Source organism: Thalassobacter stenotrophicus (genome assembly GCF_001458315.1).
Lineage (GTDB): Bacteria > Pseudomonadota > Alphaproteobacteria > Rhodobacterales > Rhodobacteraceae > Thalassobacter > Thalassobacter stenotrophicus.
In genome coordinates, this window is record NZ_CYRX01000031.1 from 448,071 (window position 1) to 464,864 (window position 16,794).

General features: G+C 60.8%; 19 protein-coding genes and 1 tRNA gene. 14 read left to right on the plus strand and 6 right to left on the minus strand.

The genetic code is table 11. The features are described 5' to 3' along the window. Window positions 1-12 precede the first annotated feature (12 nt). Window positions 13-1,272: an ATP-dependent Clp protease ATP-binding subunit ClpX gene (gene clpX, locus THS5294_RS12760; RefSeq protein WP_038006985.1), complete on the minus strand. Its 1,260-nt coding sequence runs from the start codon at window positions 1,270-1,272 to the stop codon at window positions 13-15. Between the two features lie 164 nt (window positions 1,273-1,436). Beyond that, the gene (locus THS5294_RS12765) at window positions 1,437-2,063 is read right to left on the minus strand and encodes an ATP-dependent Clp protease proteolytic subunit (RefSeq protein WP_038006983.1); all 627 of its coding nucleotides are present in this window, start codon (window positions 2,061-2,063) and stop codon (window positions 1,437-1,439) included. Between the two features lie 193 nt (window positions 2,064-2,256). Between THS5294_RS12765 and THS5294_RS18370 the strand changes: the two genes are divergently transcribed. The 9 genes from THS5294_RS18370 to THS5294_RS12810 all read left to right on the plus strand — a co-directional run bounded on the left by THS5294_RS18370 (window position 2,257) and on the right by THS5294_RS12810 (window position 11,214). Next, a complete protein-coding gene (locus THS5294_RS18370; protein ID WP_072936636.1) occupies window positions 2,257-3,033 on the plus strand; it encodes an ArsR/SmtB family transcription factor in 777 nt (258 codons plus the stop codon). Between the two features lie 36 nt (window positions 3,034-3,069). After that, the gene (locus THS5294_RS12775; protein WP_233486475.1) at window positions 3,070-4,281 is read left to right on the plus strand and encodes an FAD-binding domain-containing protein; all 1,212 of its coding nucleotides are present in this window, start codon (window positions 3,070-3,072) and stop codon (window positions 4,279-4,281) included. Between the two features lie 181 nt (window positions 4,282-4,462). Further along, on the plus strand, window positions 4,463-5,371 hold the full coding sequence (locus THS5294_RS12780; protein WP_058124068.1) for an SPOR domain-containing protein: 909 nt from the start codon (window positions 4,463-4,465) through the stop codon (window positions 5,369-5,371). A gap of 49 nt (window positions 5,372-5,420) precedes the next feature. Next, window positions 5,421-6,641, plus strand: a complete 1,221-nt coding sequence (locus THS5294_RS12785; RefSeq protein ID WP_058124069.1) for a D-alanyl-D-alanine carboxypeptidase family protein — start codon at window positions 5,421-5,423, stop codon at window positions 6,639-6,641. A gap of 7 nt (window positions 6,642-6,648) precedes the next feature. Then, a complete protein-coding gene (gene tmk, locus THS5294_RS12790; protein ID WP_038006976.1) occupies window positions 6,649-7,269 on the plus strand; it encodes a dTMP kinase in 621 nt (206 codons plus the stop codon). Window positions 7,270-7,352: 83 nt separating this feature from the next. After that, the gene (locus tag THS5294_RS12795) at window positions 7,353-8,492 is read left to right on the plus strand and encodes a DNA polymerase III subunit delta' (RefSeq protein WP_058124070.1); all 1,140 of its coding nucleotides are present in this window, start codon (window positions 7,353-7,355) and stop codon (window positions 8,490-8,492) included. A gap of 18 nt (window positions 8,493-8,510) precedes the next feature. Further along, window positions 8,511-9,299, plus strand: a complete 789-nt coding sequence (locus tag THS5294_RS12800) for a TatD family hydrolase (protein WP_058124071.1) — start codon at window positions 8,511-8,513, stop codon at window positions 9,297-9,299. 138 nt (window positions 9,300-9,437) lie between these two features. Further along, window positions 9,438-10,280, plus strand: coding sequence for an MBL fold metallo-hydrolase (locus tag THS5294_RS12805; RefSeq protein WP_058124072.1), 843 nt, complete (start codon window positions 9,438-9,440; stop codon window positions 10,278-10,280). Next, on the plus strand, window positions 10,273-11,214 hold the full coding sequence (locus THS5294_RS12810; RefSeq protein ID WP_058124073.1) for an AEC family transporter: 942 nt from the start codon (window positions 10,273-10,275) through the stop codon (window positions 11,212-11,214). Before THS5294_RS12805 ends, THS5294_RS12810 begins: the two co-directional genes overlap by 8 nt. A gap of 3 nt (window positions 11,215-11,217) precedes the next feature. On the opposite strand, the gene THS5294_RS12815 is transcribed toward THS5294_RS12810, so the two are convergent. Further along, entirely contained in the window at window positions 11,218-11,943 is a 726-nt protein-coding gene (locus tag THS5294_RS12815) for a transglycosylase SLT domain-containing protein (protein ID WP_233486476.1), read from the minus strand. A 167-nt stretch (window positions 11,944-12,110) separates the two neighbouring features. Between THS5294_RS12815 and gatB the strand changes: the two genes are divergently transcribed. Further along, window positions 12,111-13,643, plus strand: coding sequence for an Asp-tRNA(Asn)/Glu-tRNA(Gln) amidotransferase subunit GatB (gene gatB, locus THS5294_RS12820; protein WP_058124197.1), 1,533 nt, complete (start codon window positions 12,111-12,113; stop codon window positions 13,641-13,643). Window positions 13,644-13,712: 69 nt separating this feature from the next. Here the strand turns inward: gatB and THS5294_RS12825 are convergent, their stop codons facing one another. Together THS5294_RS12825 and THS5294_RS12830 are read right to left on the minus strand one after the other, a co-directional pair. Next, window positions 13,713-14,177, minus strand: coding sequence for a disulfide bond formation protein B (locus tag THS5294_RS12825; RefSeq protein ID WP_058124198.1), 465 nt, complete (start codon window positions 14,175-14,177; stop codon window positions 13,713-13,715). Window positions 14,178-14,188: 11 nt separating this feature from the next. Beyond that, complete coding sequence (locus tag THS5294_RS12830; protein ID WP_058124199.1) at window positions 14,189-14,767, minus strand: YqaA family protein; 579 nt, start codon at window positions 14,765-14,767, stop codon at window positions 14,189-14,191. A gap of 131 nt (window positions 14,768-14,898) precedes the next feature. Here THS5294_RS12830 and THS5294_RS12835 point away from each other — a divergent pair. The 4 genes from THS5294_RS12835 to THS5294_RS12850 all read left to right on the plus strand — a co-directional run bounded on the left by THS5294_RS12835 (window position 14,899) and on the right by THS5294_RS12850 (window position 16,470). Then, window positions 14,899-14,983, plus strand: a tRNA-Leu gene (locus THS5294_RS12835). Window positions 14,984-15,225: 242 nt separating this feature from the next. Further along, window positions 15,226-15,651, plus strand: a complete 426-nt coding sequence (locus THS5294_RS12840) for a hypothetical protein (RefSeq protein WP_058124074.1) — start codon at window positions 15,226-15,228, stop codon at window positions 15,649-15,651. Continuing rightward, window positions 15,648-16,088: an NUDIX hydrolase gene (locus THS5294_RS12845; RefSeq protein WP_058124075.1), complete on the plus strand. Its 441-nt coding sequence runs from the start codon at window positions 15,648-15,650 to the stop codon at window positions 16,086-16,088. The genes THS5294_RS12840 and THS5294_RS12845 overlap by 4 nt, the downstream gene beginning before the upstream one ends. Window positions 16,089-16,122: 34 nt before the next feature. After that, window positions 16,123-16,470 carry a DUF4177 domain-containing protein gene (locus THS5294_RS12850; protein ID WP_058124076.1) on the plus strand — a complete coding sequence of 116 codons (348 nt, stop codon included), beginning with the start codon at window positions 16,123-16,125 and terminating at the stop codon, window positions 16,468-16,470. Here the strand turns inward: THS5294_RS12850 and THS5294_RS12855 are convergent. Next, window positions 16,460-16,717 (minus strand): BolA family protein, encoded by a 258-nt coding sequence (locus THS5294_RS12855; RefSeq protein WP_082645024.1) that lies wholly within the window; start codon window positions 16,715-16,717, stop codon window positions 16,460-16,462. The two genes, THS5294_RS12850 and THS5294_RS12855, sit on opposite strands and share 11 nt — an antisense overlap. Window positions 16,718-16,794: the final 77 nt, after the last annotated feature.

Genomic DNA, 16,794 nt, shown 5'->3' on the forward strand with positions numbered 1-16,794 from the left:
TGGTGAAGGAGCTCAGCTGGCGCTGGCTTCTTCTTTTTTCTTTTCGGCGTAGATGAGAAGGGGCGGCTTGGTGCGGCCGACGGCTTCTTCGTTTACGACCACTTCTTCGACGTCATCTTGGCCCGGCAGGTCGAACATCGTGTCGAGCAGGATGTCCTCCATGATAGAGCGCAGACCCCGTGCGCCGGTTTTACGCTCAATCGCGCGTTTGGCGATTGCCGTTAGCGCGTCGTCGGTAAAGGTGAGGGACACGTCCTCAAGCTCAAACAAACGTTGGTATTGTTTGACCAGCGCGTTTTTTGGCGCTGTGAGAATGGTCACCAAGGCGTCTTCGTCGAGATCCTCAAGCGTTGCGATAACGGGCAGGCGACCTACGAATTCTGGGATCAGGCCAAACTTGAGCAGGTCTTCGGGCTCAAGATCTTTGAAGAAGTCACCAACGCCCTTGTCGCTTTCATCACGGACGTCTGCGCCGAAGCCCATAGCCGAGCCTTTGCCGCGTTGTGCGATGATCTTGTCGAGGCCCGCAAAGGCGCCCCCACAGATGAACAGGATGTTCGTTGTGTCCACTTGCAGGAATTCCTGCTGCGGATGTTTGCGCCCGCCTTGGGGCGGCACGGAGGCGACGGTGCCTTCCATGATTTTCAACAGGGCTTGTTGCACGCCCTCACCCGATACATCCCGCGTGATGGAGGGGTTGTCGGACTTGCGTGTGATCTTGTCGACTTCGTCGATGTAGACGATGCCGCGCTGCGCGCGTTCTACATTATACTCAGACGCTTGAAGCAGTTTGAGGATGATGTTTTCAACATCTTCGCCGACGTAGCCGGCTTCGGTCAGGGTCGTGGCGTCGGCCATCGTGAACGGCACATCAAGGATGCGCGCCAGCGTCTGGGCCAGGAGCGTTTTGCCGCAGCCCGTGGGGCCGATCAGCATGATGTTGGATTTGGCCAGCTCAATGTCGGACTTTGAGGCGTGGTTGAGGCGTTTGTAGTGGTTATGCACCGCAACCGAGAGCACGCGTTTCGCATGTGCCTGCCCGATCACGTAGTCGTCCAGCACCTTGCAGATGTCCATCGGCGTGGGCACCCCGTCCGAGGATTTCAGGCCCGTTGCCTTTGTTTCCTCACGGATGATGTCCATGCACAACTCGACGCATTCATCGCAGATGAACACGGTCGGGCCCGCAATGAGCTTGCGCACCTCATGCTGGCTTTTGCCACAAAAACTACAATACAGGGTGTTTTTGCTGTCGCCGGAATTATTCGCCATTTCGCACCTCATCGGATGTCCCCGTGCCCGTTTTTGAGCATGGAGGGGACCTAATCCGAGCGACACGCGCACCTGTCGCTCGGCTCATCTTTGGATAGCTTATGGCAGCGCGCCGCTATCCACAATGTCAAAAGCCGCGAGAATTCGCCCCGCGGCCAAAGCAATTAGTCAGCGTCCTTGACGGCGCGGCTGGTGACGATCTCATCGATGTGACCCCAGTCCTTTGCCTCTTGGGGCGACATGAAATTATCACGCTCTAGCGCCTGATACACGGTGTCATAATCGTTGCCGGTGTGATCGACGTAGATCTTGTAAAGTTGCTCTTTGATTTTTTGCGTCTCGGCGGCGTGGATCATGATATCCGTGGCCTGACCTTGGTACCCACCGGAGGGCTGGTGCACCATGATCCGCGAGTTTGGCAGCGAGAAGCGCATGCCTTTTTCGCCCGCGACCGACAGGACCGACCCCATCGAGGCTGCTTGGCCGACGACCAGCGTAGACACCGCCGGGCGGATGTATTGCATCGTGTCATAGATCGACAGACCCGAGGTCACAACGCCGCCGGGGCTGTTGATGTACATCGAAATTTCTTTGGACGGATTTTCCGCCTCAAGGTGCAAGAGCTGGGCCACGACAAGCTGACTCATGCCATCGTGTACGGGGCCATTTACGAAGATAATGCGTTCCTTCAGGAGACGCGAAAAAATGTCATACGCGCGTTCGCCACGGCTGGTTTGCTCCACCACCATTGGGACGAGGTTGTTTGTGAAATAATCAACGGGATCATGCATTGGAGTGCCTCGGATATATGCTCGGGCTGCGGGCGGAATGGCCCGGAGTCCCCATTAGCTTAGGTCTGCACATCGGGGGCTGCAAGGCCTCCTCGCCAGTTCCGTCGCACATTCCTGTTGGTCTACTGAAAAGTGGTTACCGCTTTGTTAACAAACCTCTTGTCCACAGAGGCCTCGCGGCTTAACGTTAGCCATGGCTTACGAAAATGCACTGACCGCGCTGGCGGACCCGACCCGCCGCGCAATTCTGGACCAAATGCGCGACCGCCCGCAGAGCGTGGCACAGATCGCCAAACCCCTGCCCGTGTCGCGCCCCGCCGTGTCGCAGCACCTGAAGGTGATGCTGGGAGCGGGCCTTGTGACACTGGAAAAGCATGGCACCCGGAGCCTTTATGCCTTGGACCCTACGGGGATCGCGCCGCTGCAAAGCTGGCTGGAAGCGCTGCGCGCCGATGCAACCGCCAGCCTGGTCCAAGCGGACGAGGCCCCAGACGACGGTGTGACACCCCCGATCACCCAAGCCTATGACGTGCGGCTCACCCCCGCTGAGGCATTTGCACTGTTTACCGACGATATCGCGCTGTGGTGGCCCGTCGCCAAACACTCCCTTTCCGCGGATACGGACGGCAGCCTGCCGATGGCGTTGGTGTTTCACGGCGGCCCCGATGGGCGCATCGAAGAGACCACAATCGCAGGCGAAGTGGGCTGCTGGGCCGACGTGAGCGCGTGGGATGCCCCCCGAGGGCTGAGCCTGCGGTGGCGGATGGGCCGCCCGGATGCGGAGGCCACCACGGTTAGTCTGCAATTTGAGGCTGCAGGGCGTGGCACCCGGATGCAGCTAACCCATGGCGGTTGGGATGCGCTGGGAGTTGAGGCCGAAGCTGCGCGGGATGCCTATTCCCACGTGTGGGAGCATGTGTTGGGCACCCGCTTTACGGCCGCCGCCCATGCGGCCCTGTCGAATTTCTAGGCTTGTCAGTCGGCGCGCGCCCCCTAGATGCGCGCTATGTCATTTGAACCGACCCGCACCGCCGCGTTAGAGCGCCTCGCCCATTTCGTTCCAAAAGCTGGCAGCGACTATGCCCGCCTGCGCAACCACGATCTGCCCGGCCACCCCCATGTATCGGTCCTTTCGCCTTACGTCCGCCACCGCGTGGTTTCGGAGGCTGAGATCGCGCAGGCTGTCTTGGGGCGCTTTTCTGCGTCAACTGCTGAAAAGTACCTGCAAGAGGTGTGCTGGCGAAGCTATTGGAAGGCTTGGCTGGATCGGCGGCCTTCGATCTGGACGGCCTATGAGGCCGAGGTAAAAGCCGCGCAGAACCAGTTGGCCACGCAATCGGGACTGCGACAGGCATGGCAAGACGCCTGCGCGGGTGAAACCGGGATCACCTGTTTCGACCATTGGGCTAACGAATTAGTAGAAACCGGGTACCTGCACAACCATGCGCGGATGTGGTTTGCGTCCATTTGGATGTTTACCCTGAACCTGCCTTGGGCCTTGGGTGCCGATTTCTTTATGCGGCATTTGCTGGATGGGGATCCGGCGTCCAACACGCTGTCATGGCGGTGGGTCGGCGGCCTGCAAACCGTGGGCAAAACGTACGCCGCGCGGCCCGATAACATCGCCAAGTATACCGACGGGCGGTTCAACCCGGCCGGGCAACTGGCCGCAGCCCATGAGGTCCAGCCCCTTGGGCATCCAGAACACCCCAAACCGCTGCCAGTTCCTGGCTCTGATAGTGTGGACACTGGCCTCCCCACCGGGCTGATCCTAACAGAAGACGATCTCTCACCCGGCTTTTTGCTTGAGGGCGGGTTGCGTCCGGTTGCGGGGCTGATTTTGCTGAACACAACGCGGCGGTCACCATTTAACGTCGCACCGCAGGTTATTGATTTTACGTCATCCTTGGCACAGGACTGCGCCACGCGTTGGGGAGATCGTGTGGGCGGCTTCACCATCGTTCACACCCCCGAGGACGCAGCGGATTGGGCGAAAGCGCATGCGGTTGAGCAACTGGTTGCGCCCTATACCCCCACCGGGCCGGGCCGTACGGGGCTGGACGCTGTGGCCGGTGCCACGCGCTTGCCGCTGCGCCGTGTAATGCGCCCTTGGGATGCCGCAGCCCTGCCCCACGCAACGGCTGGTTTCTTCAAATTCAAAGCCCGCATCCCTGACCTGCTGGCCACCCTTCAAACCCCTGCACGCCACAGCGCCTAAACGCCACGTCATCCATCACGCCCGCAATCCGGGTCACATCTGCGCGAAAACCGGCACACAGACCCGCCCCAAGGCTTCCCATGCGGGACAGCCTCGGCTAGGGTTTGCCCATAGCATGTGACGGCCGCCAATAAGAGCACCGCACCGAGGCGCGCAAACCCCAATAAGCAAGGGTGACAGGATGAGCAGCAGTCGATCGAATTTTTCGCGGTATTTGGGCGTGAGCGCGCTGGCGCTTTTGGTGTCTGCGTGCCAGCCCGGAGAAATGCTCAATTCCATCACGAGCAGCTTTGGCAGCGGTGCTCAGGACGCGACGCCTGAAGCGGCGCAAAGCGTTGCGATGATTGAGCGCGACGTTGAGGCACCCGAAGTCTACGATCGCACTGATCCCGGCCTATGGGATGGGCGTCCATCCCTTGGTGGGGTTTGGATTGCGGCTCCAAACGTGACCGACCCTGAGCGTGTAATCATTCGCAACACGACGAACGACAAGTTTGTGATCGGCGCGTTGTTCCGCCGGGAACGCACCAATCCCGGCCCGCCCATGCAGCTCAGCTCAGACGCAGCGGCAGCCCTTGGGATTTTGGCAGGTGCCCCGACCGAAGTCAGCGTGATCGCTCTGCGCCGCGAAGAGATGCCGGACCCCGCCGCCATTACACTCGCCGCGGATGCGACAGGCGAGGCCGCGCCGATTGACGCCATTGAAGCCACATCGCTAGACGACCCTATCGCCGCCGCAGCAGCCGCGTTGGACCGCGCCGAGGCCGCATCGGTGGCCGCCGGTGTGCCCGCCCCGCGCCCAACCGCGACCGAAGCGGCGACCGTGACCACCACGCCCGCCGCAGGCCAAACCGCTCTGACCAAGCCATTTTTGCAGGTCGGGATCTTTTCCATCGAACAAAACGCACGCAATACCGCGACAGCTCTGCGCGGAGCGGGTATAGTGCCCACCGTGTTGGCCCAAGAAAGTGCGGGCAAAGCGTTTTGGCGTGTTGTCGTGGGCCCCGCAAGCACAAGCGCGGATCGCGCGGCGGTGCTGGGCACGATCAAAGACCTCGGTTTTGAGGATGCCTACCCCGTTACCAACTGATCCGACGCCCTGATCTGAACCCTGCGCTGAGCCAAACGGAGAACCCGTGATGTGTGACCGCCCCGCCCCGTCTTTCTTTGCCACGCTGCGTGCCTGCGCTGTGGGGATCGCCCTTGTGGTGGCCGCACCCGCCGCGAGCCTTGCGCAGGTGTTCCAGACCGAGGCGACCTCGGCCGTGGTGATCGACCACAACACCGGGCAAGTCCTGCTGTCAAAGCTGGCCGATGTGCCCTTACCGCCTGCATCGATGTCAAAGCTGATGACGCTGCTGATGACCTATGAGGCGCTGGAAGATGGGCGTCTGACCATGGACACCATCTTGCCCGTGTCAGAGCATGCGATGTCGTTTGGCGGCTCAACCATGTTCTTGGACACCACAGACCGTGTCCGGGTCGAAGACTTGATCCGTGGGATCATCGTTTTGTCGGGCAACGACGCCTGTGTTGTCTTGGCGGAGGCTTTGTCCCCCGATGGCACAGAAGAAGGCTTTGCCGAGATGATGACCCAGCGCGCCCGCGATCTGGGGATGACGCAAAGTTCATTCCGCAATGCCAGCGGTTGGCCCGCCTTGGGCCACGTGATGTCGATGAAGGATCTCGCGTTTATCGCGGAAAAAATCATCACCGACTTTCCCCAGTACTACACGATGTTCGCCGAAACCGAGTTTGCGTTTGATGGCCGCGCGCCGTCCAACACCCGCAACCGCAACCCGCTTTTGCGGCTTGATATCGGGGCAGATGGTCTCAAGACCGGGCACACCCAAGAGGCAGGCTACGGCCTTGTTGGTTCGGCATTACAGGGCGAGCGGCGTGTCACGTTTGTGATTTCAGGCCTTGAGACCGAGGCCGCCCGCGCCCGTGAGGCAGAGCGCATCGTCAACTGGGCGTTTCGCCAATTTGCGCAGACGACCGTTTTGACCGAAGGCGCCGTGGTCGGTGAAGCCCCCGTTTTTATGGGGGCTGCGTCCTCTGTACCTTTGGTTGCCGGGGCCGATGTGTCCTTATTGATGCCCGCTGTCGGCGACCGCACCGTTTCTGGTGAGATCAAGTTCGACGGCCCCCTTTCCGCGCCCCTGACGGCTGGCACCGAGGTCGGCACCTTCCATGTCACCGTCGCGGATATGACCCCCGTCACCGTGCCCCTGCGCGTGGCCGCCGATGTGGAACCTGCGGGCATTCTGCGCCGCATCCAACTTGCGGGTGAAGCCGTTCTGGCCCGCCTTTTGGGCGGTGCTGCCGATGCGCGCACCCTCTCTTCTAGCGAACAGTAGAAACCATATGTTTATAAGCTTTGAGGGCATCGATGGGTCCGGTAAGTCCACCCAAGCGCGGATGCTCGCTGATCGTTTGCGGCAAGCAGGCCACGACGTTGTCCTGACCCGTGAGCCCGGCGGCGCCCCCGGTGCCGAAGAAATCCGCCGCCTGCTGGTTGAGGGCGATCCCGGCCGTTGGTCCCCCGAGACTGAGATTTTGCTGTTCACCGCCGCTCGTCGCGATCACTTGGAACGCACGATCCGTCCCGCCCTTGCCGCAGGTCAGGTGGTCATCAGCGATAGGTTCGCGGATTCGACCCGCGTGTACCAAGGTGCAACACGCGGCGATCTGCGCGGCACCGTCGACGCCCTGCACAGCCTGATGATCGGAATGGAGCCGGACGTCACCATTGTTATGGATATGGACCCCGCCCACGCGCTGAGCCGGGGCCTTGCCCGCGACACAACCGAGGACCGGTTCGAAGCGATGGGGTTGGGTTTTCAACAAAAGCTCGCCGCAGGGTTCGCGGCCCTCAGCCAAGACGCCCCCGATCGCTGCATCCCCGTCAGCGCGGAGGGCAGCCAAGACGCGGTCGCCGCGCGCATCTGGGACGCAGTCGACAGCCATCTGCGCCAAAAGGTCTAAGCGATGCAAAACACCGTCCCTGCTGCCCGTCGCGCGCGTTCTTATAACCCTCGCGCTCGCGCCTCCCTGAAAGGTGCTCCCGAATGGCGGTAATCGAAGCCGATGAGGCCCCGCCAGAACCAGATCGCGCAGGGGATGCCCCACACCCACGCAATACTGTGCGCCTTTTTGGCCAGGCCGCCGCCGAGGCCGCGTTTCTGGACGCCTTTACTTCGGACAGGCTCCATCACGGGTGGCTCCTCACCGGGCCACGCGGCATCGGAAAAGCAACCTTCGCGTGGCGCGCGGCCCGTTTTTTGTTGTCGCAGCCCACACCCGGTGGCGATGCAGGGCTCTTTGGGGCGGCCCCCACACCCACCAGCCTTGAGACAGATCCAGACCACCCCGTCGCGCGCCGCATGGTCGCCCTCTCGGAGCCATCGCATTTCCTGCTGCGCCGCCCCTGGAACGCGAAAACCAAAAAGCTGAGCGCCGAAATCACGGTGGATGCCACGCGTGCCCTGCATAACTTTTTCCACATGTCCGCGAGCGATGGCGGCAGACGCACAGTGATCGTAGACGCCGCGGATGAACTGAACACGTCGGCGGCCAACGCGCTCCTCAAGGCCCTTGAGGAGCCGCCCGCCAACACGACGCTGTTTCTGATCGCACATCAACCTGCGCGTCTTTTGCCCACGATCCGTTCACGCTGCCGGGCCCTGCCCTTGATGCCCCTGTCCGAGGATGACCTGACCCAAGCGTTGCACCAAGCTGCCCCGGACGCAGACACCACGCGTCCACCGGGCCTAAACGCGCTCGCCAACGGCTCAGTTGGAACCGCGTTGCGCATGACATCGGGTGGTGGCCTCGACATCTATGCGCGCCTCCTCAGCCTGTGGGCCCGCCCTACGCTGGATCGGCAGACCGCCCTCAAATGCGCGGATGCCTGCGTGGGTGCTGCGAATGCAGAAACCTACGCGCTGACTACAGAACTGATTGCGATCTTTCTGGCCCGTCTTGCGCGCACAGGGCTAACCGGCCCGCCGAACCCGCCCGTCGCAGAGAATGAGCCACAGATCCTTGCCCGCCTCGCGCCCCATGACGTGGCCGCGCGCAGTTGGGCCACCCTTTCGGCCACCCACAGCGCCCGGATCGCCCACGCCCGCGCCGTCAACCTTGACCCCGCCGCCGTCATCCTTGATACGCTCCACGCAATCGACACCGAGGCCCGTCGCTGGGCCTGAGCGCAGGAGCGCCCGTTCATGACCGCCCCCAAAATCACCGACAGCCACTGCCACATCGACTTCGACACGTTCGAGGGTGAGCATGACGATCTGATCACCCGCGCGGCCGAGGCTGGCGTCCACCGAATGGTGACAATCTGCACCAAATTGCGCCAAGCCCCACAGGTCCGCGCCCTCGCAGAGCGCCACGCACCCGTATTCTGGGCCGCTGGCACCCACCCCATGAGCGCAGCTGAAGAACCCCTAGCAACCCTAGATGAACTGCTGACCCTCGCAGAGCACCCCAAATTCGTGGGTATCGGGGAAACAGGCCTCGACTACCACTACACCGCCGAAAGCGCTTCGATCCAACAAGAAAGCCTACGCATCCACATTGAGGTCGCGCGCCAGACCCGCCTGCCACTGATTATCCATGCCCGCGCCGCCGACGACGACATGGCCCGCATCCTCAGCGAGGAACACAAAGCCGGCGCCTACACTTGCGTCATGCACTGCTTCTCCAGTAGCCCCGAATTGGCGCAGGCCGCCCTCGACCTTGGCTTCTATCTGTCGATCTCGGGGATCGCCGCTTTCCCCAAATCCTCCGAACTGCGCGATATATTTGCCAACGCCCCGCGCGACCGGCTCCTTGTCGAAACCGACAGCCCCTATCTCGCCCCGCCCCCCTACCGCGGCAAACGCAACGAACCCGCGTATTCTGCCCATACTGCCAAGCGGATGGCCGACCACTTCGAAATCCCTTACCCGGACTTCGCCGCACAGTTAGAACAAAACTTTGAGCGTCTGTTCTGGAAAGCACAGCCCTAGCCCCTCTTTGGTTTCGAAATATCCCGGGGGCGTCTGATCTCATCAGACGGGGGCAGCGCCCCATTTCGCAGCCCTAACCAACGCACGACGATACGCCTTGCTCTTGCATCCAACCCGTCAAAGGCGCATCAACACGCCATGAATCCGACCTCCACACCCGACATTTTACGCCTGACCATTTTGGGCTGCGGCTCCTCTGGGGGCGTGCCTCGGCTGTCGGGCGAACCCGGCGGCAATTGGGGCGACTGTGATCCAACCAACCCCAAAAACCGACGGCGGCGGTGCTCTTTACTGGTGGAGCGAGTGGGCAAAAAGGGCACGACTACCGTCCTGATTGACACCTCACCGGACCTGCGCGGGCAGTTGTTGGATGCAGGCGTTGGCCGGCTGGACGGTGTTCTCTACACCCACTCCCACGCCGATCACGTGCACGGTGTCGATGACTTGCGGATGATCGTCTACAACATGCGCGCGCGCCTGCCCGTTTGGGCAGATCGTATCACGCTCGACAATTTGACCCAGCGGTTTGGCTATGTATTTGTACAGCCTCCCGGCTCAGATTATCCGCCCATTCTGGATATGCACCGGATCGACACGCCAGCACCCGTCACGGTCGAGGGCCCCGGCGGCCCCCTGACACTCACCCCGTTTGAAGTCGCCCACGGGCGCATCGACGCGCTTGGGTTCCGTGTCGGCGGTGCTGCGTATTTGCCCGACGTCTCTGACATCCCTGAAGCCGCTTTGCCCGCGCTCGAAGGGCTTGATCTGTGGATTCTCGATGCCCTGCGGCGCGAACCGCATTCGTCCCACTTCCACCTCGGCAAGACATTGGAATGGTTCACCAAGATGGCCCCCAAACAGGGGGTGATCACCAATATGCACATCGACCTCGACTACGCGACGCTCGACGCAGAAACGCCCGCGCACATCAGTCCCGCGTGGGATGGTCGTGTCCTCGAACTCCCTTACACCGATGGGTGACGTTCTTAGCGTCACGCTGCCGGTCTTTGTCTTGATTGCGGCGGGCTATCTGGCCGTATGGCGCGGGATTTTTTCCGAGACCCACACCGAAGGTCTGATGACCTTCACCCAAAAATTCGCCATTCCTTGCCTGTTGTTTTCCGCCATTGCAGGGCTGGACCTGAAGGCCAGCTTTGATTGGCGATTGCTGACCAGCTACTACACAGGCTCTATCGTGTGTTTCATGGCAGGCATCGCGGGGGCCAAAATCTTTTTTGGTCGCCCCACCGAGGATGCAATCGCCATTGGCTTTGCCGCAATGTTCGCCAACACCGTTTTGCTTGGCCTGCCAATCGCCGAACGTGCCTACGGCATCGACAGCCTAACGCCAAACTTCGCGATTATCTCAATCCACGCAGGCTTTTGCTATTTGGTCGGGCTAACCACCATGGAGATCGTCCGCGCGCGACACGCCGCCACCCGCCCCGGTGCCTTTGCCACCGCGCGACTGGTGGCCCGGGCGATGTTTCGCAACGCGCTGATGATCGGCGTGGGGCTTGGCCTTGCGGTGAACCTGTCGGGCTTGACCCTGCCTGCGCCGGTGATGGAGGCCGTGACCCTCATGACCAGCGCGGCCCTACCCGCAGCCCTCTTTGGCCTTGGGGGCGTTATGGTCCGCTACAAGCCCGAGGGTGATGGCCGCACGATCTTGATGCTGATCTCTATCGCGCTGATCCTACACCCCGCGGTGACGCTGGGGATGGGCACACTGCTCGCGCTAGATACGCCGCAATTGCGCGCCGCCGTACTGACGGCCGCAATGGCGCCGGGTGTGAACAGTTACCTCTTTGCAGCGGTCTATGGCCGAGCGACGCGGGTCTCGGCCTCTGGGGTCTTACTGGGCACGGCGGCGTCGATCGTAACGGTTTCGGTCTGGATTTTGATCCTACCCTAAGCCTCAGTTCGGCACGGGCCTTGGCGCGCCCGGCCGAGGCATCGGCGCGACAGAGGCCAGATCAACCGGCACTTTGCAAAACGGGCGCGCGGCGAGCCAGCGGCGCATGTCCTCCCGCTTGGCACGGCTGTGAAACGGGCCCCAATCCGCAGCCACGCCCTTCATACCTGCACTGACCACACCGTCGCGCGGCACCGTCGTCGCCATGATCCGAACGGCGCACGACATGTTGGCCCCACCATCCTTGAGCGCTTCACTCGTGCGCGCGCTGCACCCATAGCCACGCGCGGTTGCGGGCAGAATTTGCACAAGGCCGACCCACTTGCCACCGCCTCCGACAACGCCGGGGCGATAGGTGCTCTCGTGCTTTGCAAGGGTACTCAGAAGGCCCGCCCAAAACGCTTTGCGCGCCCACTGCTCGGCCTCCGGATAGGCAGGACACCATTGCGCGATATCACCGGGCACCATGTCGACCAGCGGCGCGCCATGTGCCCCAAGCGCGCGCATCGCAGCCCGGGTCCATGCGCGGGACCCATTAATATGATCCCACCGTAGTTTTGGCAGTTTGGCCTGCGCAGGACGCCCGATTGGAGGGGCAGAAAACAGCGGGGCCTGTAACGTCTGATCGGGTGGTTCTGCATCCGACACAGCAGCCGATTGCGCCGAGGCCGCAGACACCGTGAGGCACACCAACAGGGCCATCGCCCCCTTTGCTACCGTGCTTAACATGCTCCACACCCCCAAGGCCGTCTTTGTCGCGTAGCCCCAGAGATAGGAAAAATCAATTTCCACAGCCCCAAGCCGGGGTTTGAGCCTGTTTTCGCCCATCGCTTGCCCTTGCCCTGCCCCGCATGCTCGCCTAAACGAAAGGCCAAGACATGACCCCGGAGGCCCTGATGCTCGACCTGTCCTATGACCTGCCCAAAGTCAAAACCATTGCCGGTGCCAAGCACGACTGGGAATTGGTCATCGGAATGGAAGTCCATGCGCAGGTCAGTTCAAACTCAAAGCTGTTTTCTGGCGCATCGACCCTGTTCGGCGCAGAGGCCAATTCCAACGTGGCCTTTGTGGACGCAGGCATGCCCGGCATGTTGCCCGTCATCAACGAATTCTGCGTAGAGCAGGCTGTGCGCACGGGCCTTGGCCTCAAGGCACAGATCAACCTGACCTCGGCGTTTGATCGCAAAAACTACTTCTATCCGGATTTGCCACAGGGCTATCAGATTTCGCAGCTGTACCACCCCATCGTGGGTGAGGGCGAAGTGCTGGTCGAAATGGGCGCGGGTTCTGCCAAAGAAGCCCCGACCGCGCGGCTTGTGCGCATTGAGCGAATTCACCTTGAGCAAGACGCCGGCAAATCCATCCACGACATGGACCCCGCGATGTCATTCGTGGACCTAAACCGGACCGGCGTGGCCCTGATGGAAATCGTGTCGCGTCCCGACATTCGTGGCCCCGAAGAGGCCGCTGCCTACTTGGGCAAGCTGCGCCAAATTCTGCGGTACTTGGGCACCTGTGATGGCAACATGCAAAGCGGCAGCATGCGTGCGGATGTGAACGTCTCGATCTGTTTGCCCGGCGCCTATGAGAAATACCAAGAAACGCAGGATTTTTCGCACCTTGGCACCCGGTGTGAGATCAAGAACATGAACTCCATGCGGTTTATCCAAGCCGCTATTGAGGTCGAGGCCCGCCGCCAGATCGCCATCGTTGAAGCAGGCGGTAGCGTCGAGCAGGAAACCCGGCTCTATGATCCCGACAAGAACGAGACCCGGTCGATGCGGTCCAAGGAAGAAGCGCACGATTACCGCTATTTCCCCGATCCCGACCTTCTGCCGCTAGAAATTGAGCAGTCATGGGTCGATGCAATCGAAGCCTCGCTGCCCGAACTGCCCGACGCCAAGAAAGCCCGGTTCATGTCGGACTTTGGGTTGAGCGATTATGACGCGAGCGTTCTGACCGCTGAGACTGCTGATGCGGTCTATTTTGAGGCTGTGGCTGAGGCCGCAGGCGACGGCAAGCTGGCCGCCAACTGGGTCATCAATGAGCTGTTTGGTCGTTTGAAAAAGGACGACGCAGGCATCGCTGACAGCCCCGTTTCGCCTGCGCAACTGGCAGGGATCATCGCGCTGATCAAAGCGGATGAAATCTCGGGCAAGATTGCCAAGGACCTGTTTGAGATCGTCTACACCGAAGGCGGCGACCCGGCTGAGATTGTTGCAGCCCGCGGCATGAAACAGGTGACCGACACAGGTGCGATTGAACAAGCCGTTGACGACATCATCGCCGCCAACCCCGCGCAGGTCGAAAAGGCCCAGCAGAACCCCAAGCTCGCGGGTTGGTTCGTGGGTCAGGTGATGAAGGCAACGGGCGGCAAAGCAAACCCTGCGGTCGTCAACCAAATCGTTGCCAAGAAACTGGCGGGTTAAGACCTTAATGCCGCCGGGTGCCTTGGCATCCGGCGGGTCATTTGGCCAGTCATTAGTGGGCCTGACGTGCTAGGCCATCCGGGCCGCGCGCAGCCAAATCGCCACGAACACCAACGACAGAACCATGTTCCATGTGGCCATCGACAGGCCCATGAAGGACCATGCGATTTCATTGCACATGATGATCGTGTCTTGGATTGCCGTGCTCAGCAAATCCGCTCCGCTGAGGGTGCCCAAATCATTGCCCGCGCTACTGCACGCGCTTGGGCCTTCCCACCAGCCCTGCTCAACCCCGGAATGGAACGCGCCGATCCCTGCGGTCGTTAACGCAGCAGCGGCCCCCACATAGGCCGTCACCCGTGGCGCGATGCCAGCAATAGCGACCAAGCCCAGAACAATCGCCGCCCCGTGTGGCCAGCGTTGCCACAAGCACATCTGGCACGGCGCATAGCCCAGCGCCTGAAACAAATACGCACCAGCGAGCAGCACCAAAGAGCCGCCAGCCGCGACCATAACCATCTGTTTTTGGGACATATCGTGCAGGATCATAAAAACCTAAGGGCCGCAAAGCCACCGATTAACAAAATAACAAACGCGGTGAACACAAGCCCAAGGCGACGCTCAATGAAGGCGCGAACCGGTGCGCCGAATTTCCATAACAATGCAGACACAATAAAAAATCTCAAACCGCGGGCGAGGATGGACGTTGCCACAAACGTCGCAAGCGGCATCCCGGTCCAACCGGACATAATCGTTATCACTTTATACGGGAAAGGCGTCAGCCCTGCCACAAGAACCGCCCAAAATCCGAAATCGTTAAAGCGGTTGTTAAACTCGGCCATTGAGCCGCCCTTGCCCATCGCTTCGAGAACGGGCGCGCCGATGGCGTCATAAAAGAATGCGCCGATAAAATAGCCCAGCATTCCGCCCAAAACGGATGACACTGTGGCCACGCCCGCAATCAAAAACGCACGGCGCGGCGCCGCGAGGATCATGGGAATCATCAAGATATCCGGGGGGATCGGGAAAACCGAACTTTCGATGAACGCCACAAAAGCCAGCACCCACAACGCGCGGGGATGGTCGGCCATGGACATAGTCCAGTTGTATAAAGACCTTATCATACTTTCGGCAGTGTCATGCCTTTTGAGTTCCGTCAATGCCGCGACGCGGCAAATCAGGCCAAATAAATGCATCTGTTGCCCGAGAGCGATTGACGCTCTCGCGACACTGGGCTAGAGCGGGCCTCGCAAGTGCCGGTGTGGCGGAATTGGTAGACGCAGGGGATTCAAAATCCCCCGCCGCAAGGCTTGCCGGTTCGAGTCCGGCCACCGGTACCAGCAAAGTGTTAAGAGCATCCCTTCGGGGACCCGGCCAATCGAAACGGGTTAATCCTCTTAAAACCTGCGGAAATCACTCACAAAATCTAAAAACAGCTATACGCGGCGAGCTCGGTTTGTACCGTCATCGCCCGGATCACGGTTGGGCTGTTAACCGCGAATCAAACGTACGGTCCTTTCGACGACATTGCACAATGAGAGTTCAGCGGTATGCTCATCCCATTGCTTGCGAAGGATACAGGATGGAACGTTTTCACTACTGGTTCATGGGACTGGTAACTGTATTTTATGGAGTTGCTGTTCTGATCGACTACGCGGCCGTACAATACAATTTGCCAGCTTACTATGAGGCCTTCACACCCGAGCAGCAGGAATGGTTTGCAACACTTCCTCCGTGGTTTGATGCAGTTTGGGCCACTCAAGTTGTTCTTGCTCTGCTTGGGGGAGCGGCGTTGGTTCTTCTAAACCGCGCGGCGGTCTGGTTGTTTGGGTTATCATTCGTCCTCAATTCAGGGATGACCCTTTGGGTGCTGGTTCTGTCCGATCCTTCTATGGTCGATGTTGCGGGTTGGGTTGGTTGCGCGCTGATGACTGGCAGCTTGGCACTCACGCTCTTGTTTTGGCTCTATGCGCGGGGCGAAAAACAATCGCCCACGGGGCTGTTATGAGCGCGGATCGCCCCAAAGTCGGCGCGATCGCGGTTGTATTGCGCGACGATGCGGCACTGATGGTGCAGCGGGGCAAAGAGCCGAACGCAGGGCTATGGGGTTTTCCCGGCGGACACGTCGAATGGGGGGAAACCGCCCTTGAGGCCGCAGTCCGCGAATTGCATGAGGAAACCGGTGTCACCGCGACCGCCGCAGGCTATCTCACCTGTTTAGATGTGGTTGGCCGCGACGCACAGGACCGCATCACCCACCACTACCTGTTGGCCGCCGTGCTGTGCCACTATGTGGCGGGCAGCCCCGTTGCCGCAGATGATGCCGCGGACGCCGAATGGATCCCGCTGTCGGAAATCGCAGCCGCCGGTCGTCCGTTCAGTCAAAACGTCGACCGCGTCATCGCAGCAGCCCTTGCACACCATAAAACAGCCGCACTCGCTTAGTGCACCGCGCCCTTCCCAAAGGACATCTGACACAATGCAAACCTTCGAATACAAAATCGTCCCTGCCCCGCGTCGCGGCAAATCCGGCAAAGGTATTCGCGGCAATGAGGCGAAGTTTGCCAATGCCCTAAGCGTAGTGATGAACGAGCTAGGCGCCGCGGGGTGGGAGTACATTCGCACCGACACCCTCCCGGCGGAGGAACGCCGCGGCCTTCTGTTTCGCAGCACAGTTCAGCACACAATGCTGATCTTTCGCCGCCCCAAACAGGCCGCAGCCCCTGTTACACATCCGCTGTTGGCACGCCCCAAGCGTGAAGAAACGCCTCCAGACACGCCCGAGGGCGCGGATCAGGTAGACGAAGGGGCGGAACCTACGCGCTGATATCCAGCGACAAGGCGTGGATTTGCACCATCAGGTCCTTGCCAATCGCGGCATGCACGGCCCTGTGACGCGCAATCCGGGACATCCCATCAAACGCGGCGGATTGGATGCGCACGGCGTAATGTGTCTCGCCCGTGCCATCGTCGCCGGCATGTCCCGCGTGCATATGGCTCTCGTTCACGACATCCAAAACCTGCGGCGTAAACGCTGCGCGCAGGGCGGCTTCAATTTTATCGGCCTTAGTCACGAAAAATCCCCTCGCTGCCTCTTCACTCCCCCGCCAGATAGTCTAAAGTCTAGGGCCTTGCAACGAAGGGGACACAC